Below are 19,151 nucleotides of genomic sequence, written 5' to 3' on the forward strand. Positions count from 1 at the left end.
GGCCCCACTCGGGACGACACCGCGGCCACGTGCCGTCCCCCTGGGGGCGGAGCGTGGCCGTCGTCCTTTCGCGGGACCCTCCGGGCTGAGCACTCCGTCGTCCTCCGGACGACACCGCGGCCTGGTGCCGTCCCCCGGTGGCGTCGAGCGCGTCCGTCGTCCCTGCGCGGACCCTCCGGCCCACTCGGGACGACCGTGCGGGGGTGCCGGGCCCCCTGCGGGCGCGGTCCGGCGGTCACGTATGCTGTTCGAGGTTCACGGGCCTGTAGCTCAGGCGGTTAGAGCGCATCCCTGATAAGGATGAGGCCGGAGGTTCAAGTCCTCCCAGGCCCACCCGTGTACCGGAGCCTCGAGGTTCCGCGTTCCCCCGCACGTCGCCCCCGCGGCGAGCGAAGCGCCCGAGGAGGTTCTCCGCGTGCTGAAGAAGCTGGCGCTCGTCGCCGCTGCGGCCGGTGCACTGGTCGCCGTCCGGAAGCGGTCCACCGACCGCACCGAGGCGGACCTCTGGCGCGAGGCCACGAGCGGCCCGGGCGCCGTCAGCACGCCCACCCGCTGAACCACCGGCCCGCGCAGGGCCCCCCGGGGACGTAGCTCAATTGGCAGAGCACCGCCTTTGCAAGGCGGGGGTTAGGGGTTCGATTCCCCTCGTCTCCACCAGTGCGACCCGTTGATCCATCTCCCTCGGGACTCCGGTGAGCCCTCCGAACGGGCCTCGGTCCGCGAGAGGTCCGCAGCTCGTCCGCGGGATGCGGCCCGCAGCGCGTCCGGCCGGTCGGTCACGGCGTCCAGGTCGTCGTCGAGCGGGCCGGCGTAGCTGGGCATCCGACGACCGGCAGCGCGACCGATGAGTTCGGCGGGGCGGCACGGTCCTAACGTGCGCACGGATCCAACGGACCCCTCGCAGCCCCCGGAGGCGCACATGTCGTTCCAGGCCTACCTCGACGCCGCCGAGCAGAAGACGGGCAGGACCCCGCAGGAGCTCGTCGCCCTCGCCACGGCCCGCGGCTTCGGCCCCGGCACCAAGGCCGGCCCGATCCTCGCCTGGTTGAAGGACGACTTCTCACTCGGGCGGGGTCACGGCATGGCGCTCGTCCACGTCATCACCAAGGGCCCGGTGATCAGCGACGCGCACGTCGGGACGTCGGGTTCGCACCGCGACGAGTCCGCGGTGCTGCGGCTGGACGGCATCGCCGCCCGGGCAGGCGATGCCTGATGGCTCCCGGAGCAGCGGCACCGCTCACGCAGCACGTCACCACGTCGCGCGGCGACACGGTCGGGTACGACCGTCGCGGCGAGGGCCCGGCCGTCGTGTTCGTCGCCGGGGCCGGGCCGTTCCGCGCCATCGACCCGCAGACGACCGAGACCGCGGAGCTGCTCGCGGAGCGCGGGTTCACGACCGTCGTCCACGATCGGGTGGGCCGGGGGGACAGCGTCCCCGAGGGGAGGGTGGACCTCGCCGACGAGCTCGCCGCCGTGCGGGCGATGATCGACGTCGCCGGCGGGCGCGCGACGCTCTGCGGCCACTCGTCCGGCTGCGCGATCGCCTTGCGGGCCGCCGTCGAGGGCCTGCCGGTCGACCGCCTCGTCCTGTTCGAGGCGCCGCTCGACCCCGCGGCACGGGGTGTCCCGGAGTGAACCGCGGAGCTGTACCGGTTGCTCGACGCGGGCGACCGGCCCGGCGCCGTCTCGCACTACATGAAGGACATCCCCCTCGAGATGCTCGAGGGCCTGCGGGACTCGCCCCTGTGGGAGCCGTTCGTCGCCCACGCGGAGAGCCTGCGCGCCGACGCGCAGGCGCTGGAGTGGGCGATGTCCGCGCCGCACCGCGAACTCCTCGGTGCGCTGGACGTGCCCACCCTCGTCGTCGTCGGGGAGGAGACCGTCGACGAGATGCCGGCCGCTGCCGCGTCCCTCGCGGCCGCGCTCCCGGACGCCACCCGTGCCGAGGTGGCCGGTTCCCAGCACAGCTGGCAGCCCGCCGCCATGACCGATCTGCTCGCCGGTTTCCTGGGCGGCCGTCCGGTCCGGATCCACGCCGGCGGCTGACCCGGGCACGCACCCCCCCACGGCGACCGGCAGCGCCTCCCCACGGTGCGGTCCGCGTGCTGGTCAGGACTGGCTCCCGGTCCCGGCCCGCTGCGCCGAGACGCCCCTCGGTCGGTCCTCCGAGGCGGGGGTGCGGGGCTCGCTCTCCCCTCGTCTCCACCACAAGCGCCGCACACGGCGCTCGGTGCCACGTGAAACCTCCCCGCCCCGGCCCAGCGACACGCCGTCGGCGGGACGGTGGGAGAGTGGAGCGGTGACTTCATCGACTCCCGCCCGCCGCGCGGTCCTGCACACCAACCACGGCGACATCACCGTGGACCTGTTCCCCGACCACGCCCCCAAGACGGTCGCGAACTTCGCCGACCTCGCCGAGGGCGCCCGCGAGTGGACGCACCCCGCGACCCGTGAGAAGACGACGGACAAGCTCTACGACGGCACGATCTTCCACCGGATCATCTCCGGCTTCATGATCCAGGGCGGCGACCCGCTGGGTCAGGGCATCGGCGGCCCGGGCTACCAGTTCGGCGACGAGTTCCACCCCGAGCTCGCCTTCGACCGGCCCTACCTGCTGGCCATGGCCAACGCCGGCCCGGGCACCAACGGCTCGCAGTTCTTCATCACCGTGGGCCCGACCCCGCACCTGAACCGCAAGCACACCATCTTCGGCGAGGTGGCCGACCAGGAGAGCCGCGACGTCGTCGACCGGATCGCCGCCGTCTCCACCGGCCGCAACGACCGCCCCGTCGAGGACGTGGTGATCGAGTCCGTCGAGGTGCAGCGCAGCTGAGCACGGAACCGCACGGCGGGGGCGCGGCCGACCAGCCGCCGCCCCCGCCTCCGGCCTGCTACCGCCACCCCGAGCGGCCCACGGGCATCTCGTGCACGCGGTGCGGCCGGCCCGTCTGCCCCGACTGCATGATCCCCGCGTCGGTCGGCTTCCAGTGCCCGGCGTGCGTCCGCCAGGGCGCGGCGTCGGTGCGGGCGCCCAAGCGCACCTCGGGGCTGAAGGCCGCGGCCACGCGCTGGGGCGGGGTCACGGTCACGCTGATCGCGATCAACGTCGTGATGTTCCTGGTGACGGCGGTCTCGGCGGGGCTGGTGGGCAACGCCCCGCTCGACAACTACCGCTCCCCGGTCTTCGTCGACCTGGCCCAGTACCCGCTCCTCGTCGAGCTGGGTGAGCCGTGGCGGCTGCTCACGGCCGCGTTCCTGCACATCGGCCTGGTGCACCTCGTGCTGAACATGCTGGCGCTGCTGGTCTTCGGCTCCGAACTGGAACGTCAGCTGGGCCGGCTGCGGTATCTGGCCCTCTACGTCGTCTCGGCGCTGGGCGGATCCACGGCGATCCAGCTGTTCGGCGACTTCGCCCGGCCCGTCGCCGGCGCCTCCACGGCCATCTACGGGCTCCTCGGTGCGCTGGGCGTGCTGATGGTGCTCCGCAAGCAGGACGTGCGCGGCATCCTGGTCCTCCTGGGCATCAACATCTTCATCAGCTTCCTGCCCGGCGTCTCGCTGCTGGGCCACCTCGGCGGGCTGGTCACCGGTGCAGCGGTCGCGGCCCTGCTGGTCGGCATGCGCCGCCGGGCGGTGGTGCAGGCGGTCGGCATCGGCGCGCTCGCGGTGCTGCTGCTGGTGCTCGCCCTCGGCGTCTCCCACGTCGGCGCCGTCTGACGGCCCGGCCCGCCCACGGCATCACCGCGCCGGGCCGCCCCGGGGGCGCAGCTCCGCCAGCGCGCCGGCCACGGTCGCGGGGTCGGCACCGAGGTCCCAGCGACCGAGCACCAGGAGCAGCCCGTCGTCCTCGCCGGCGGCGGGGCCCTCCAGCTCCAGCGTGCGCACCATCGTCCCCCAGCGCCGCGCGCTGCGCACGTGCACCCGCATCAGCCCCCAGGGCAGCACCCGGGTGCCGGTGAGCGTCCGCACCGCCACCCCGTCGGGGCCGGCGGTCAGGCGGGGCCGGAGCAACACCTCCCGTGCGGCGAGCACGAGCAGCAGCACCGCGGCCCCGCCGACCAGGATCCGGCCCGCCGGATCGAGCAGCAGGGTGACCGTGCCGAGGGCGACGGCACCGGCGGCAAGACCGGCCGGCAGCGCTGCCGGGGGTGACCACTGCACGCCTCCAGCGTGCCAGGTGTGGCACGGAACATACGATCGCGGTCAGGGTGGCCGGCCGGCGCACCCGACCGTCGTCCCCGAGGAGTGGGTCCATGCGTGATGCCGTCATCTGTGCCGCCGTCCGTACGCCGGTGGGCAAGCGAGGGGGTGGGCTCTCCGGGGTGCACGCGGTGGACCTCTCCGCCCACGTGCTGCAGGCCCTCGCCGAGCGCTCCGGCATCGACCCCGCCGTCGTCGAGGACGTCTTCTGGGGTTGCGTGAGCCAGGTCGGGGAGCAGACCTTCAACATCGGGCGCAACGCGCCGCTGGCCGCGGGCTGGCCGGAGTCGGTCCCGGGCACGACGATCGACCGCCAGTGCGGCTCGTCCCAGCAGGCCGTCGCCTTCGCCGCCGCCACGGTCGTCAGCGGCCAGGCCGACGTGGTCGTCGCCGGTGGCGTGGAGTCCATGAGCCGGGTGCCCATGGGCTCGGCCCGGGCCGACGGCATCGCGGGCAAGCCGCTGGGCCCGCGCTTCCTCGAGCGCTACGACGGCGTCTACCCCAACCAGGGCATCGGCGCCGAGATGATCGCGGAGCGCTGGGGCTTCTCCCGCACCCAGCTCGACGAGTTCGCGCTCGCCTCGCACGAGAAGGCGGCCAAGGCCCAGGCCGACGGCGCCTTCGACGAGGAGATCGCGCCGGTCACCCTGCCCGACGGCACGGTGGTCAGCGCCGACGAGGGCATCCGCCCCGGCGGCACCCTGGAGAAGCTCGCCTCCCTGAAGACCCCGTTCAAGGAGGGCGGCGTGATCAGCGCAGGCAACGCCAGCCAGATCTCCGACGGCTCGGCCGCCCTGCTGGTGACCACCAGCGAGAAGGCCCGCGAGCTGGGCCTCCGCCCCATCGTGCGCATCCACACCACGGTCATGGCCGGCGACGACCCGGTCATCATGCTGACGGCGCCCATCCCCGCCACGCAGAAGGTGCTGGCGCGCTCGGGGCTCTCGATCGAGGACATCGGCGTCTTCGAGGTCAACGAGGCCTTTGCGCCGGTCCCGATGGCGTGGATGGCCGACACCGGCGGCGACGCCGCCCGGCTCAACCCGCTCGGCGGCGCCATCGCACTGGGCCACCCGCTGGGGGGATCGGGTGCACGGATCATGACCACCCTCGTCCACCACATGCAGGCGACCGGCACCCGGTACGGGCTGCAGACGATGTGCGAGGGCGGCGGCACGGCCAACGCGACGATCCTGGAGCTCCTGGACGCCTGACCGTCCCCCGCGTCGTCCATCAGCCCCCGGCCCTGCGGCCGGGGGCTGATGTCGTTCCGGGCCGGCGTCGTCCACCGGCGGTGGTGCACTGCCTGTCCGTGCACACGTGGGCGCGCTCGGTGACCCGGACGGGTCCGTCCACCGCGCCGTCGCGGGTCGGTGTATGCGCAGGTCAGCATGGGTAAGGAAGTCCACGGCCGTCGTCCCGGCCGCACGGACATGTCGACTCGTCCACAGCTGGGTACACAGCTGGGGACAGACTCACACGGCTGTAGTTACGCCGATGGACACCTCGTCACACCAGCCCCATGGATCGGATAATCGCAGGTCAGCGCGGTCCGGACCCGATCGGTCCCTCCACACTCGGTGGACAACCCTGGGGGTGGGGCGTCATGTCGACCTGTGGACGGCGGCGACGGCTGTGCACAGAGGGTGGATCCCGTCCTCCCGACCCCTCGCGGGCTCCGGGGTGGGGCCCCGGCACGGGCGCGCACGCAGCCGCGGGACGGGCGAGGCCCCCGTCCCTGGGCGGGGACGGGGGCCTCGTCGGGTGGCCGGCACGGTGATCCCGGCGGGTGCCCCGGGCGACGCTCTGCCTCTGCTCCCCATGCGGACCAGAGGGGAAGCGGCCGGGGGACTTCCCCCGGTGGGGCCCCGGCTCGGCAGGCGACGGTGGAGCGGGCGACGGTGGAGCGGGCGGCCGTCGGTGGTTCGGCGGCTACCGCCAGCGCATCGACATGATCAGCCCGGCGACCATGGCGCCGAACCCGATGGCGAAGTTCCACGCCGACAGCGACACCATGAACGGGATCCGGTCGCCGGCGACGTAGTACACGACGATCCACAGCAGGCCGAGCAGCATGAGGGTCACCATGACCGGGGCGTACCAGCGCGGGCTGGGCTGCAGCGCCTTGGCCTGCGCGCTCCGCGAGCGGACCGCGTCCTCCGGCGGGGTGTAGACCGACTTCTTGCGCACCTTCGACTTGGGCACGTGCGTACTCCCTCCCGGCGGCCGGATTCGTCCTCCCCGGCCGGAACTGGCATCCAGACTAAACTTCCGGGGGACGTCGGCACCGGTACCTCACCCGTACGCGCCGACCCCCCGTCCGCTCCGAGGGAGGTACCCGGTGGTCCGCTGGTCCCTGCCCGGACGCTCCCCGTCCGCCTGGGGGGCGCTCGTCCCCGTCGTCGCCCTGGCCGCCGGCCTGCTGTTCGCCACCTCCGGCCGCACCGCCCAGGGCAGCGACCTGCGTGCCGGTGAGGTCACCCAGCTCTCCCAGCTCGTGGAGGAGCGGGACGCGGCGGTGGCCCGCCAGGAACGCCAGCTCGCCCAGCTCCAGGACCAGGTGCAGCGGCTCACCGACCAGGTCGCGACCCGCGACGACGCCGTGGCAGAGGAGCAAGCCGTCGGCGAGGCCGGTGCGCCGGCCGCCGGGCTGACGCCGGTCACGGGTTCCGGGCTGGTCATCACCCTCGACGACGCGCCCCAGCGGTCCGACGGCAGCCTGCCGAGCGGCGCCCGCCCCGACGACCTCGTCATCCACCAGAGCGACGTCCAGGCGGTCGTCAACGCCGTGTGGGCGGCCGGCGCCGACGGGGTGGCCGTCATGGACCAGCGCCTCATCTCCACGAGCGCCGTCCGCTGCGTGGGCAACACCCTGCTGCTGCAGGGCCGCACCTACTCGCCGCCGTTCGTGATCACCGCCGTCGTGGACGCCTCCCAGGTCGAGGCGGCGCTGGACGCCTCGCCGCAGGTGGCGGTCTTCGAGCAGGCGGCGGAGTCCTGGGGTCTCACCTTCGAGGTACGCGAGCGGCCCCAGGTGACGGTGCCCGCCTACGATGGCGGCCTCACCCTGCAGCACGCGACCGCCGGCTGAGCGTTCCGCGGCCGCCCGTGCCGCACGACGACCCCAGCGAGGAGCCCGACCGCGATGACCGCCGCCGACCGTCCGGTCCTCGTCGTCGACAACTTCGACAGCTTCGTCTACAACCTCGTGCAGTACCTGGGGCAGCTCGGCGTCCGGTGCGAGGTGCGGCGCAACGACGCCGTCACCGTCGAGGAGCTGGCCGACCTCGACGTCGCCGGCGTGCTCCTCTCGCCCGGCCCGGGAGCCCCGGTGGACGCCGGCGTGACCGTGCCGATGGTCCGCGCCGCCGCCGAGCAGGGCACGCCCGTCCTCGGCGTGTGCCTGGGCCACCAGGCGATCGCCGAGGCGTTCGGCGCGGTGGTCGTGCGTGCCCCCGAACTGCTGCACGGCAAGACCAGCCAGGTGGTGCACGAGGGCCACGGCGTGCTGGCCGGTCTCCCGTCGCCGTTCACCGCCACCCGCTACCACTCGCTGGCCGTCGACGCCGAGACGGTGCCCGACGAGCTGGAGGTCACCGGGCACACCCCGTCGGGTCTCGTGATGGCGCTCCGGCACCGCGAGCTCCCGATCGAGGGCGTCCAGTTCCACCCCGAGTCGGTGCTCACCGAGGGCGGCCACCGCATGCTCGCCACCTGGCTGGCCGCCTGCGGGCTGGCGCCCGACGAGGACCTGGTCGCGGCCGCCACCGCGAGCGCCCAGCGGCTCTCCTCGGCCATCGCCTGAGCCCTGGTAGGCAGCAGGGCCCCTCCCGTCCGGGAGGGGCCCCGCTCGCATCCTGGGTGGTTCAGCCCTCGCCGCCCTCGTCCTCCGCGGGCGGCGTCTCCGGCTCCGCGGGCGGGCTGGGTGGGCTCGTGGTGGTCGGCGTCGCCGGCTCATCCGCCGGGACGGGGATGGCGACGAGGAGCGTGATGGTCTCGCCGGAGCCGACGTCCTGCCCGGCCGAGGGGTCGGTCTCGACGACGGTGCCCGGCGCCACGTCGTCGCGCTCGACGTCCTGGACGGTGATCTGCCCCGCGCCGAAGCCGGCTTCCTCCAGCGCCGCCCGCGCCTGCGCCTGGGTCTGGTTGACGACGTCGGGCATCTCGATGGTGCCGGTGGAGACGCTCAGCGTGATCGCGGTGTCCGGATCCGCCTGGCTGGACTCGGCGGGGCTGACGGCGGCCACCCGGCCCTCGTCGTACTCGATCGAGTCGACCTGCCGGCTGGAGACGTTCGTGAAGCCGGCCTGCTCCAGGTTGGCGCGTGCCTGGTCCTCGGTGAGGCCGACCACGTTGGGCACCTGCACGGTGTCGGGGCCGGCGCTGATCACCAGGTCGACGTCGGTGCCCTCGTCCACCCGGCTGCCGCTGGGCGGCGTGCTGCCGACCACCTGGCCCTCGGGGACGGTGGTGCTGGCCTCCTGGGTCACCTCGCCGACGGCCAGACCGGCGCCGGTGATCGCCTGCTCCGCGGCGGCCTGGTCGAGGTTCAGCAGCGGCGGCACGCTGACCTGCGCCACGGTCGGCGTGTCCTCGCCCCGGGTGAGCGCCACCGCGGCGGCGATCGCGCCGCCGAGCAGCAGGACGCCGAGGACCGCCACGATCGCGATGATGCGGCGCTTGCGGCGCCGGTCGCCGTCGTCTTCCCAGTCCTCGTCGCCGTAGCCGCTGGCGTAGCCGCCGACCGGGGCGCCGATGATCGCGGTCTTCTCGGCGTCGCCCATGACCGGCGTCGCCTCGACCCGCTGCCCGGCGAGCGCCCGGAGCAGGTCGTTGCGCATGTCCGCGGCCGACTGGTACCGGTTGGCCGGGTTCTTGCTCATGGCCTTGAGCAGGATCGCGTCCAGCTCCGGCGGGACGTCGGGGTTGATCGACGACGGGAGCCGCGGGTCCTCGCGCACGTGCTGGTAGGCCACCGACACCGGGGAGTCGCCGGTGAAGGGCGGGGCACCGGTGACCAGCTCGTAGAGCAGGCAGCCCAGCGAGTAGACGTCGGACCGGGCGTCCACGCCCTCACCGCGGGCCTGCTCGGGGGAGAGGTACTGGGCGGTCCCTATCACCGCCGCGGTGGAGGTCATCGTCGCCGCGGAGTCCGAGACCGCGCGCGCGATCCCGAAATCCATGACCTTGACCGTGCCCTGCGGGGTGATCATGACGTTCCCGGGCTTCACGTCCCGGTGCACGATGCCGTTGCGGTGGCTGAAGTCCAGCGCGCCGCAGATGTCGGCGGCCAGGCTCATCGCCCGCTCGATCGGCAGCCGGCCCTCGCGCCGCAGCACGTCGCGCAGCGTCTCGCCCTCGACGTACTCCATGACGATGTACGGGGTGGCGCCGCTGGGGGTGCGGTCCTCGCCGGTGTCGTAGACGGCGACGATCGCCGGGTGGTTCAACGACGCCGACGCCTGCGCCTCGCGGCGGAAGCGCACCTGGAAGGAGGGGTCGCGGGCCAGGTCGTGGCGCAGCACCTTGACCGCGACCTCGCGGCCCAGGCGCAGATCGCGTCCGTGGTGCACCTCGGCCATGCCACCGCGGCCCAGGACTCCGCCGATCTCGTAGCGCTCACCGAGCACCTGCGGCGTGGTCATCGACGGTCCTCTCGGCCGGTTCCGTGCAGCCTCCGCGGCCCGGTGGTGCGGAGGCTGCCCGCGACGGTCGGCGCCGCGGACTGCTGGCCGTCGGCGAGCCTAACCGCAGAACGGCCCGCGACCCGGGACCCGAGTGTCGAGCTGCTCACTGTCCGTCATCCAGGGGCGTCGCCGCATTGGCGTCAGGGTCGGTCCCCGGATCCGTCGGCTCGGCCGGCGGTGGCGGCGGCGGTGGCGGTGGCGGCGGCGGTGGCGTAGTCCTGGTGGTCGGTGCGGGGCTGCCTCCCGCGGAGGTGGACGTGCTCGTGGTCGCCGTGGTGGTCGTCGACGTCTCCCCCGACGGCTCGGTCGTCCCGGTCGGGGCCGTGGGCGTCGGCGGCGCGGTCGTGGTCGGGGTCGCCGTCTCCTCCCCGCCGTCACCCTCGCCCTCGTCGTCCTCCACGGGCGCGGGGTCGTAGTCGTCGGCCGAGTAGAACAGCGTGATCGGGGTGTCCGGCGCCGCCTCGATGCCGGCCGGGTCGATGCCCGCGACATCGCCCTCGTCCAGGGTCTGGCCCAGGGCGGTCAGCAGCCCTGCGCTGGCCTCCTCCTGCGAGACCGAGGTGAACCCGGCCTCCCGCAGCTCCTCCTCCACCTCGTCGGCGTCCCGGCCGACGTACCGATCCGGGTCGAGGAGGATGCCGCCGGTCTCGGCGCTGCTCGTCGTCGCCGTGGTGGTGGGAGAGGCGTCCTGCCCGGTGTCGCCGCCGGGGTTGTTCAGCAGCACGTACGTGGTGCCAGCGACCAGGAGCAGGAGCACCAGGGCCGCGGCCGGCCAGAGCCAGCGCGGGGTGCGCCGCGCCGGTGGTTCGTCGCCGCGGGCCCAGTCGTCGTCGTCCGGCGGCGCCTGGAGCGGCGGCATGGGGCGGCCACCGGTGGCGGGTGACACCGTGGGCATCCCCGCGGCCGGGGTGGCGAAGACCTGGGTGTGCCCGTCCCCGACCTCCACGACCTGGGTGGGGGCGGTCGTCGGTGCCACCACGGGGCCGGCGGCGGCCGGGCCGTCACCGGCGGCGACGCGGCGGACGGCGTCGGCGAAGGCGCCGCCGTCGGTGAACCGGTCCGCGGGGTCCTTGGCCAGGGCGCGCTCGACCAGCAGCCGGACGGTCGCGGGGACGTCGCCGGGGAGCGGGGGCGGCGGCCGGTTGATGTGGGCGAGCGCGATGGCCACCTGCGAGGCGCCGTCGAACGGGCGGGCGCCGGAGAGGCACTCGAAACCGACCACGCCGAGGGAGTAGACGTCGGAGGCGGCGGTGACCTCCATCCCCTGGGCCTGCTCGGGGGAGAGGTACTGCGCGGTACCCACCACCATGCCGGTGCGGGTCAGGGGGGCGGCATCGCGGGCCTGGGCGATGCCGAAGTCGGTCAGCTTCACCACGCCGTCGGGGCGGACGATCAGGTTGCCCGGCTTGATGTCGCGGTGCACCACGCCGGCCCGGTGGGCGGCCGACAGCCCGTCGGCGGCCTGGCCGAGCACGTGCAGCGTCCAGTCGACCGGCAGCCGCCCCTCCTCGTGCAGGATCGTCACCAGGGGCTGGCCCTCGACGAACTCCATGACGAGGAACGCCAAGGTCTGCACGCCGCTGTCGTCCGTCGTCTCGCCGTAGTCGTAGACCGAGGCGATGTTGGGGTGGGACAGCGCCGCGGTGTGCCGCGCCTCGTTGCGGAACCGGGCCAGGAAGCTCGGGTCGTTCGTGTACTCGGTCTTGAGCACCTTCGCCGCGACGATCCGGTCCAGGACCCGGTCGCGCGCCTTCCACACCTCGCCCATGCCACCGGTGGCGATGGGTGCGGTGATCTCGTAGCGCCCGGCCAGCATGCTGCCGATCCCCAGTGCCATCAGCCCTGCCCGTCGAAGTAGGCCGCCAGGACGTCGCGCGCGATCGGTGCCGAGACGTCGCCGCCGGTACCCCCGCCGTTGGCCACGAACACGGCGACGGCGATCTGCGGGTCGTCTGCCGGGGCGAAGCCCATGAACCAGTTGTGGTCGGGGACGCCCTCGCGCACCTGCGCGGTGCCGGTCTTGCCGGCCACCTCGATGCCGGGCAGACGGGCGGCGCGCCCCGAACCGCGGGCGACGACGCTGACCATCATCTCGGTGAGCTGGTCGGCGACCTCGGCGGAGACGGGCTCGTTGAGCACCTCGGGGTCGGCGGAGTCGATGACCGTGAGGTCGGGGGCGCGCAGCTCGTCGACGAGGTAGGGCTTCATCTGCACGCCGTCGTTGGCCACGGCCGCGGCGACCATGGCCGCCTGGAGCACGGTCATGCGGACGTCGCGCTGGCCGATCGAGGTCTGGGCGAGGGCGGCGTCGTCGACGATGTCACCGACGGTGCTCGGCGCGACCTGCAGCGGGATCTCCAGGCCTCCGTCGTCCAGCCCGAACGCCTCCGCCATCTCCCGCACCTGCTCCTCGCCGAGGTCGAGGCCGAGCTGGGCGAAGGCGGTGTTGCAGGAGATCGTCAGGGCGTCGGTGAGCGACTGCTCGCCGCTGGGGCTGCACGCCGAGCCGCCGAAGTTCGGGATCACCCGGCTGCTGTTCGGCAGCGGCAGCTCGCGGGGGGCCGGCACGACGGACTCGGGGGTCAGCCCCTCCTCGAGCGCGGCCGCCGCGACGATGACCTTGAACAGCGACCCGGGCGGGAAGTTGTCCCCGATGGTGCGGTTGACCCGGGGGTCGGGGTCTGCCCCGGTGAGCTGCTCCATGTTCTCGCGGATGGCCGAGGGGTCGTGGCCGGAGACCAGGCCCGGGTCGTAGGTCGGCGTGCTCGCCATGCCCAGGATCGCGCCGGTCTGCGGGTCCAGCGCGACGACGCCGCCGGTCACGCCGTCCAGGCCGGCCAGGGCGGCGGCCTGGACGTCCGGGTCGAGGGTCAGGACGACGTCGCCGCCGGCCGGGTCGCGCCCGGTGAACAGGTCGGCGATGCGGCGGACGAACAACCGGTCGTCGTCACCGGAGAGCACGTCGTTCATGACGTCCTCGAGGTACCGGTTGCCGTACACCAGCGAGTGGTACCCGGTGACCGGCGCGTACAACGGCCCCTGCGGATAGGTGCGCAGGTACTCGAGGCGGCCGTCGGTGGGGACGGAGAGGGCGACCTCGGTGCCCTCGACGATGATGGAGCCGCGTTCCCGGTCGTAGGACTCGGCGATCACGCGGGTGTTGCGGGTGTCGGAGCGCAGCGAATCCGAGCGGACGACCTGGATGACGTTGACGTTGACGATCAGCAGCGTGAACAGCACGAGCACGCTGATCGCCACCCGGCGCAGCGGGGCGTTCACGGCGTCACCACCTCGGTCGGGGCGTCACCCAGGCGCACCGGCGCGGCGTGCGGTGCCGCCGGGCGGCGGGCGGCGTCGCTGATCCGCACCAGCAGCGCCACGAGCACGAAGTTGGCCACCAGCGACGACCCGCCGTAGGCCAGGAACGGCGTGGTGAGGCCGGTCAGCGGGAGCAGCCCGGTCACCCCGCCGAGCACCACGAACACCTGCCACGCGATGGCGAACGCCAGTCCGGTGGCCAGCAGCTTGCCGAAGGCGTCGCGGACGACCAGCGAGGTGCGCAGCCCGCGCTCCACCAGGATCAGGTAGACGACGATCACGGCGACCAGCCCGAACAGGCCGAGCTCCTCGCCGACGGCGGCGGCGATGAAGTCGCTCTTGGCCACCGGCACCTGGTCGGGGCGCCCGCCGCCGAGACCGGCGCCGAACAGCCCGCCGGTCCCGAGGCCGAACAGCGACTGCATCAGCTGGTACCCGGCGCCGTCGTAGTACGCCGACGGGTCCAGCCAGGTGTTCACGCGGGCCTGCACGTGGCTGAAGATCTGGTAGGCGATGAAGGCGCCGCCGGCGAACAGGCCCAGACCGATGAACAGCCAGCCGGCGCGCTCGGTGGCCACGTAGAGCATCACCACGAAGATGCCGAACAGCAGCAGCGAGCTGCCCAGGTCGCGCTCGAAGACGAGCACCAGGATCGAGACGATCCAGGCGAGCAGCACCGGGCCCAGGTCGCGGCCGCGCGGCAGCTCGATGCCGGCCACCTTCTTGCTCGCCAGCGCCAGCACGTCCCGCTTGTCCACCAGGTAGGCGGCGAAGAAGACGACCAGGCAGATCTTGGCGAACTCGCCCGGCTGGATGGAGAAGCCGGCGACGCGGATCCAGATCTTGGCCCCGTTGACCTCGGAGATCGACGCCGGCAGCACGGCCGGGATGGCCAGCAGCACCAGCCCGATCAGCGCCAGCGTGTAGGCGAACCGGGAGAGCGTGCGGTGGTCGCGGACGACGACGAGCACCGTGACGAAGAGGGCGACGCCGAGGGTGGCCCACACCAGCTGCACCGGGGCGTCCTCGCGGGTGACCGTGCTGCCGACCTGCTCGGCCGCCAGGTCCAGCCGGTGGATCACGGCCAGCCCCAGCCCGACGAGCAGGGCGACCGAGGGCAGCAGCAGCGGGTCGGCGTAGGAGGCCCACTTGCGGACGACGAGGTGGGCGACGACCCAGAGGGCGGTGATCCACACGCTGAAGCCGGCCATCTCCGGGCTCATCTCACCGGTCACAGTGAGGTCGACGATGATCTGGGCGACGACGGTGATGAGCACGGCGAAGGCCAGCAGCAGGGCCTCGGTGCCCCGCCGGGTGGGCGTCTCGGCGGACGCGGCGCGCGGGTCGGTCACGGGCCCGGCCATCAACACACCTCCGGTGGGGAACCCGGGCCTGCGGCGCTCACTAGTCGACCTCCCGGCAGTCCACCCCCGGCACGGACGACGAGGTCGTCCGTGCCGACGACGGGACGGTCAGCGTCTCCTCCGGGGCCGGCCCCCCCGGGAGGGCTGCGTCGCCGGGGGCGGGCTCCTGGGCGGTCGTCGGGGTGGCCGCCGGCGGCGTCGGCGTGGCCGTGGGCGTCGCGGCGCTCCCGGTGGCCGGCCGGCAGAGGGGCAGCCGCTGGTCGGCCAGCGCCGAGACGATCCGTTCGGCGTCGGCGGAGTCGTCCGCGGTGATGCTGCCGAGCACGCGGTTGCGCGCGGCCGGGGTCAGGTCGCCGAGCGCGAGGTCGGTGCCCCGGTCCAGGCGGTGGAGGTCCATCCCCAGGAAGGAGACGTCGAGCCCGCGGTAGACGGCCACCTGCTGGTCGTCGCCGGAGCCGCTCACCCCCACGAACCAGTTGTTGAGCGCCCACACGTACATGCCGATCGCCCCCGCCACCAGCACGGTGAGAAGGGCCCCCGCCACCAGGAGGATGCGCATCGGGCGGCGGCGGGCGGAGGGGCCGCCGCCCGTCGGCAGCGTGGGTGTCGGCGGGGGGGCGGCGGCCTGGTCGGCGAGGGCCGCCCGGCCGGCGGCGGAGCGCGGGTCCACCTCGCGCTGCCCGATGTTGTCCCCCGCAGCGCCGTCCACGACCGGGTCGAAGCGGCCGTTGCTGCCGGTGTCCTCCAGGACGTCGGCGACGATCACGGTGATGTTGTCCGGCCCGCCGCTGCGCAGCGCCAGCTCGACCAGCCGGTCGGCGGTGGCCTCCGGGTCGGGGTTCTGCAGGGCCTCGGCGAGGGTCTCCTCGCTGACGACGCCGGAGAGGCCGTCGGAGCAGAGCAGGTAGCGGTCGCCGGCGCGCGCCTCGCGCATGGAGAGGTCGGGCTCCACCTCCTGCCCGTTGAGGGCGCGCAGCAGCAGCGAGCGCTGCGGGTGGTGGTTCGCCTCCTCCGGCGTGATCCGGCCGTCGTCGATCAGCGTCTGCACGAAGGTGTCGTCGTGGGTGATCTGGCTGAACTCGCCGTCGCGGAGCAGGTAGGCGCGGGAGTCGCCGACGTGGCACAGCGCCAGCCGGCCGCCGGCGAAGAGGATCGCGGTGAGCGTGGTGCCCATGCCCTCGAGCTGCGGCGACTCGCGGATGACCTCCCGCAGGTGCTCGCTGCCCTCGAAGACGGCGGCGCGCATCGACTGCAGCATGTCGCCGGTGGGGGTGTCGTCGTCGAGGTGCTCGAGTGCGGCGATCACCACCTTGCTCGCGATGTCACCGGCGGCGTGGCCGCCCATGCCGTCGGCCACGGCCAGCAACCGGGGCCCGGCGTAGACCGAGTCCTGGTTGTTGCCGCGGATGAGGCCGCGATCGGAGCGCGCGGCGTAGCGGAGGACCAACGTCACGAACGCAGCTCCAGTGCGGTCTGGCCGATGCGGATCGGCTGGCCGGGGGTGACCTGCAGCGGGCCCTGCACGCGCTGCTGATCCAGGTAGGTGCCGTTGGTGGAGCCGAGGTCCTCGACGTACCACTGGCCGCCCCGGTTGGTCAGGCGGGCGTGCCGGGAGCTGGCGAAGTCGTCGGTGAGCACCAGCGTCGAGTCGTCGGCCCGGCCGATGAGGATCGGCTGGTCACCGAGGGTGATCTTGGTGCCGGTCAGCGGGCCGGCGGTGACCACCAGGGACTTGGGGCCGCGGTGCCCGCGCTTCTTCGGCGCGGCGGCGCGGGGCGGCACGGTGGCGACGCGCCCGGGGCGGCCCCCGAACAGGTCGGCCCGCACCACGCGGAACGCGGCGAAGATGAACAGCCACAGCAGCAGGAGGAAGCCGAAGCGGAAGATCTGGACGACGAGTTCGGTCACGGCCGCACCCCGCCCTGCACCTGCCCGGCATCGCGGCGGAGCGCCTGCTCCCGGATCCCGACCGGCTGCGTCCGCACGGACCCGGTCACGCCCCGTCCTGCCGGTAGACGAGCACCGAGTGGCCGATGCGGATGACGTCGCCGTCGCTGAGCGCCTGGCGGGTGATGCGCCGGCCGTTGACGAGCGTGCCGTTGGTGGACCCCAGGTCGTCCACGGTGGCGACGTCCCCGTCGAGGACGACGTCGACGTGCTTGCGGCTGACACCCGTGTCGGGGATGCGGATGTCGGCCTCGGTGCCGCGGCCGATGACGTTGCGCCCGGTGGACAGCTCGTGGCGCGTGCCGGGGCCGTCGACGACGAGCACGTGCGTCATCGTCGTGCGGGAGCCCGCGCGGCCGACGACGGAGGGGTCCTGCTTGCCCGTGTCGGTGGCCATCCGGCCGCGCAGCGGCGGGAGCGGGGGCAGCGGCGGGTGACCAGGCACCGGCGCGGAGGCCATCGGGGGCGCCTCGGCCCGCGCGTGGGGACGCGCCGGGTCGGCGACCTGGGAGCTGACCTCGAAGATGCCGGTGGTCAGCTCGTCGTCCCGTTCGAGGGCGACGGTGACCTTGTCGAAGACCTGGTAGCCCTCGTCCTCGATGTGCTCGGTGACCATGTCGGCGAGCTCGCCGGCCAGCTGGTCGGACCACTGGCCCAGGTGCTCGTAGTCGGTCTCGCCGAGGCGGACCACGTAGACGTTGGGTGCCAGGACACGGCCCTCGCCGAGGATCGAGCGCTGCTCGTCGGCCTCGCGCTGGAGGGCCTTGGCGATCTCGGCGGGGTGCACCTTGCCCTTGAAGAGACGGGCGAAGGCGAGCCCGACCATGCCTTCGAGCCGGCGCTCGAAGCGCTGCAGCACACCCACAGTCGCTCCTCTGCGCTCGCCGGACGTCCCACTCTGCCATCCGTGATCGTAGCCGGGCCGGGCGCGGCTGACCGCCCAGGAAGGCGCGACGCCCCGCACGTCGTCCTCGCCCGCGCCGCGGCCGGACCCCCTCGGCGGCGGAGGCCTTCGCGGCTGCTACTGTCGTCCCTCGCCAGGGCAAGTGGCGGAATGGCAGACGCGCACGGTTCAGGTCCGTGTGTCCGAAAGGACGTGGGGGTTCAACTCCCCCCTTGCCCACTCCGGACTGGGGAATCCCCCAGTCCTCGCAGAAGGCCGGGACTCAGTCCCGAGCTGCGGACGGCAGGCCTCACCGGCCACCGTCCGCAGCTCGCGGAGACCGGCCAGCATCCGCGGGCGAAGATCTGAGCCCCGGGGCGACTGACACCGCCGGATCCCCCGGCACCAGTCCCTCCATGCCCGCTGGACTGGACACCGCTCACCGCACCGCAGCCCGCGTCGCCGCCATCCGCGCGCCGCACCCGGGCACTGACGCCCTCCGCCGGAAGGCCGCGCCGCGCAGTGCCGGTGGCCGTGCCGCCGCCGAGGTGCTGGCACCGGTCGTGCACATCTCCGACCGCGCCCCGCGGCCGCCGCGCGACGGCGCCGTCCGGGACGCGCACGCGCCGCGCATCGACGCGCAGAACCGGGTCAACCTCGGCAAGGCGTTGCGCGCACTCGGCTGGACCCCGGAGACCCTGCTCGTCGCAGCCCGGGAGAACGGGCACGTCGTCATCCGCGCCGCCGCCGACAGCCCGCTGCTGACCCGGGTGCCCGTCGACGCCGACCGCCGCCTGACCCTGCCGCCGGCCGTGCTCGTCGCCCTCGACGTCCGCCCCGGTGACCAGGTGCTGGCTGGCGTCGTCGTCGACACCGCCGAGCTGCACCTGTTCGCGGTCGCCGACGCACTGCAGTTGCTGACCGGTGTGCTGCCAGCCGGATCGCAGGCCGAGGGCTCGCCGGAGCCTGCGCTGCGTGCCGCCGGCGGCAGTCGCATCAAGGGCCGCTGGCGGGCCGCCGAAGGCAGTGCTCGGACCAGTGGCGACGGCCGCGCCGGGGACTGATTGACCAACTCATCGAGGGGCGGACCGTGCCGGTGGTCCCCAACGGCAACTGAACGGAGCCAACAACCATGTCCCGCAACACCGCCATCCTGCAGCAGTACCTCGACTCGCTCACCGAGGAGTGCGACGACGACTGCGACTTCGTCCTCGTCGAGGACTACAGAGACATCGCGGCCGTGATGAGCATGCCCGCCGGGCCCGACCGGGTTCGGTGCGCTGACCGCTGGGCCGAGACGCGCAGCCAGGTGCTTCCTGACGGCCGGGGGTTCTACGCGGTCATCTCCCGTGAGGCCGATGGCGAGCTCAACGCCACCGGGCACGCCGACCCCCACTCGATGGCGAGGGAGTACCTGCGCATCAGCGAGGACATCCTGGGCCGCCCACGTGGCACCAACATCGGCAAGGCCGGGGCTGGCTACCTCCTCCAGCGGATGGTGGCCGACCAGGACGACACGTTCTTCCGGGTCGTCGGCCTGACCTTCCACGGCGCCATCGGCGTCGTCTCCCTCGACCTCGTGGGGCTGGACGACCACGGCGAGCCCGTCCCCGGCACCGAGAGGAGCGTCTTCAGCCTTGACGGCTGGCAGGTGCTCTGACCAGCGCTCCAACGAAGGCCCCCATCTGCTCCCGCGAGCGGGTGGGGGCCTTCTGCTGTTCCGAGCCCCGCCGGGCCAAGGCCGAGTGCCCC

Annotated in this window: 20 protein-coding genes and 3 tRNA genes; 14 read left to right on the forward strand and 9 right to left on the reverse strand. The window is 73.7% G+C overall.

Annotation, left to right across the window (positions count from 1 at the left end; all coding sequences use genetic code 11):
* The first annotated feature begins 259 nt into the window (after positions 1–259).
* The 8 genes from BMW62_RS10925 to BMW62_RS10955 all read left to right on the forward strand — a co-directional run bounded on the left by BMW62_RS10925 (position 260) and on the right by BMW62_RS10955 (position 3,717).
* A tRNA-Ile gene (locus BMW62_RS10925) sits at positions 260–333 on the forward strand.
* Positions 334–415: 82 nt separating this feature from the next.
* Positions 416–556, forward strand: a complete 141-nt coding sequence (locus BMW62_RS22605) for a DLW-39 family protein (protein WP_170852331.1) — start codon at positions 416–418, stop codon at positions 554–556.
* A 25-nt stretch (positions 557–581) separates the two neighbouring features.
* Positions 582–657: transfer RNA gene (locus BMW62_RS10930), tRNA-Ala, on the forward strand.
* Positions 658–874: 217 nt separating this feature from the next.
* The gene (locus tag BMW62_RS10935; protein ID WP_211435086.1) at positions 875–1,213 is read left to right on the forward strand and encodes a DUF4287 domain-containing protein; all 339 of its coding nucleotides are present in this window, start codon (positions 875–877) and stop codon (positions 1,211–1,213) included.
* Positions 1,213–1,635: an alpha/beta fold hydrolase gene (locus BMW62_RS10940; protein WP_091930883.1), complete on the forward strand. Its 423-nt coding sequence runs from the start codon at positions 1,213–1,215 to the stop codon at positions 1,633–1,635. The genes BMW62_RS10935 and BMW62_RS10940 overlap by 1 nt, the downstream gene beginning before the upstream one ends.
* 18 nt (positions 1,636–1,653) lie before the next feature.
* The gene (locus tag BMW62_RS10945) at positions 1,654–2,046 is read left to right on the forward strand and encodes an alpha/beta fold hydrolase (RefSeq protein WP_091930884.1); all 393 of its coding nucleotides are present in this window, start codon (positions 1,654–1,656) and stop codon (positions 2,044–2,046) included.
* Positions 2,047–2,299: 253 nt separating this feature from the next.
* Positions 2,300–2,833, forward strand: a complete 534-nt coding sequence (locus tag BMW62_RS10950) for a peptidylprolyl isomerase (RefSeq protein ID WP_091930885.1) — start codon at positions 2,300–2,302, stop codon at positions 2,831–2,833.
* Between the two features lie 128 nt (positions 2,834–2,961).
* Positions 2,962–3,717 (forward strand): rhomboid family intramembrane serine protease, encoded by a 756-nt coding sequence (locus BMW62_RS10955; RefSeq protein WP_091930886.1) that lies wholly within the window; start codon positions 2,962–2,964, stop codon positions 3,715–3,717.
* Positions 3,718–3,738: 21 nt separating this feature from the next.
* Here the strand turns inward: BMW62_RS10955 and BMW62_RS10960 are convergent, their stop codons facing one another.
* Positions 3,739–4,161, reverse strand: a complete 423-nt coding sequence (locus BMW62_RS10960; RefSeq protein WP_091930887.1) for a PH domain-containing protein — start codon at positions 4,159–4,161, stop codon at positions 3,739–3,741.
* 92 nt (positions 4,162–4,253) lie between these two features.
* Between BMW62_RS10960 and BMW62_RS10965 the strand changes: the two genes are divergently transcribed.
* Positions 4,254–5,414, forward strand: a complete 1,161-nt coding sequence (locus tag BMW62_RS10965) for a thiolase family protein (protein ID WP_091930888.1) — start codon at positions 4,254–4,256, stop codon at positions 5,412–5,414.
* 718 nt (positions 5,415–6,132) lie between these two features.
* Here BMW62_RS10965 and crgA read toward each other — a convergent pair.
* The gene (crgA, locus tag BMW62_RS10970) at positions 6,133–6,405 is read right to left on the reverse strand and encodes a cell division protein CrgA (RefSeq protein WP_091930889.1); all 273 of its coding nucleotides are present in this window, start codon (positions 6,403–6,405) and stop codon (positions 6,133–6,135) included.
* A gap of 136 nt (positions 6,406–6,541) precedes the next feature.
* Between crgA and BMW62_RS10975 the strand changes: the two genes are divergently transcribed.
* Both BMW62_RS10975 and BMW62_RS10980 read left to right on the forward strand, forming a co-directional pair.
* Positions 6,542–7,291: a DUF881 domain-containing protein gene (locus BMW62_RS10975; protein WP_091930890.1), complete on the forward strand. Its 750-nt coding sequence runs from the start codon at positions 6,542–6,544 to the stop codon at positions 7,289–7,291.
* A 54-nt stretch (positions 7,292–7,345) separates the two neighbouring features.
* Entirely contained in the window at positions 7,346–8,005 is a 660-nt protein-coding gene (locus BMW62_RS10980) for an aminodeoxychorismate/anthranilate synthase component II (protein WP_091930891.1), read from the forward strand.
* A gap of 61 nt (positions 8,006–8,066) precedes the next feature.
* Here the strand turns inward: BMW62_RS10980 and pknB are convergent, their stop codons facing one another.
* From pknB to BMW62_RS11015, 7 genes are all read right to left on the reverse strand, one after another.
* Positions 8,067–9,845 carry a Stk1 family PASTA domain-containing Ser/Thr kinase gene (pknB, locus tag BMW62_RS10985; protein WP_091930892.1) on the reverse strand — a complete coding sequence of 593 codons (1,779 nt, stop codon included), beginning with the start codon at positions 9,843–9,845 and terminating at the stop codon, positions 8,067–8,069.
* Positions 9,846–9,990: 145 nt separating this feature from the next.
* Entirely contained in the window at positions 9,991–11,724 is a 1,734-nt protein-coding gene (locus BMW62_RS10990; RefSeq protein ID WP_091930893.1) for a protein kinase domain-containing protein, read from the reverse strand.
* Positions 11,724–13,166, reverse strand: a complete 1,443-nt coding sequence (locus BMW62_RS10995) for a peptidoglycan D,D-transpeptidase FtsI family protein (protein ID WP_091930894.1) — start codon at positions 13,164–13,166, stop codon at positions 11,724–11,726. The genes BMW62_RS10990 and BMW62_RS10995 overlap by 1 nt, the downstream gene beginning before the upstream one ends.
* Entirely contained in the window at positions 13,163–14,569 is a 1,407-nt protein-coding gene (locus BMW62_RS11000) for an FtsW/RodA/SpoVE family cell cycle protein (RefSeq protein ID WP_091930895.1), read from the reverse strand. Before BMW62_RS11000 ends, BMW62_RS10995 begins: the two co-directional genes overlap by 4 nt.
* 40 nt (positions 14,570–14,609) lie before the next feature.
* A complete protein-coding gene (locus tag BMW62_RS11005; RefSeq protein WP_091930896.1) occupies positions 14,610–16,022 on the reverse strand; it encodes a PP2C family protein-serine/threonine phosphatase in 1,413 nt (470 codons plus the stop codon).
* A complete protein-coding gene (locus BMW62_RS11010) occupies positions 16,019–16,477 on the reverse strand; it encodes an FHA domain-containing protein FhaB/FipA (RefSeq protein ID WP_091930897.1) in 459 nt (152 codons plus the stop codon). Before BMW62_RS11010 ends, BMW62_RS11005 begins: the two co-directional genes overlap by 4 nt.
* Positions 16,478–16,562: 85 nt before the next feature.
* Positions 16,563–17,381 (reverse strand): FhaA domain-containing protein, encoded by an 819-nt coding sequence (locus BMW62_RS11015; protein WP_091930898.1) that lies wholly within the window; start codon positions 17,379–17,381, stop codon positions 16,563–16,565.
* 175 nt (positions 17,382–17,556) lie between these two features.
* Between BMW62_RS11015 and BMW62_RS11020 the strand changes: the two genes are divergently transcribed.
* From BMW62_RS11020 to BMW62_RS22610, 3 genes are all read left to right on the forward strand, one after another.
* Positions 17,557–17,639: transfer RNA gene (locus BMW62_RS11020), tRNA-Leu, on the forward strand.
* A 176-nt stretch (positions 17,640–17,815) separates the two neighbouring features.
* On the forward strand, positions 17,816–18,463 hold the full coding sequence (locus BMW62_RS11025; RefSeq protein ID WP_091930899.1) for a hypothetical protein: 648 nt from the start codon (positions 17,816–17,818) through the stop codon (positions 18,461–18,463).
* Positions 18,464–18,531: 68 nt separating this feature from the next.
* Positions 18,532–19,059: a hypothetical protein gene (locus tag BMW62_RS22610; protein ID WP_091930900.1), complete on the forward strand. Its 528-nt coding sequence runs from the start codon at positions 18,532–18,534 to the stop codon at positions 19,057–19,059.
* Positions 19,060–19,151 lie beyond the last annotated feature (92 nt).

It is taken from the genome of Blastococcus sp. DSM 46786 (assembly GCF_900109665.1).
GTDB classification, from domain to species: Bacteria; Actinomycetota; Actinomycetes; order Mycobacteriales; family Geodermatophilaceae; genus Blastococcus; species Blastococcus carthaginiensis.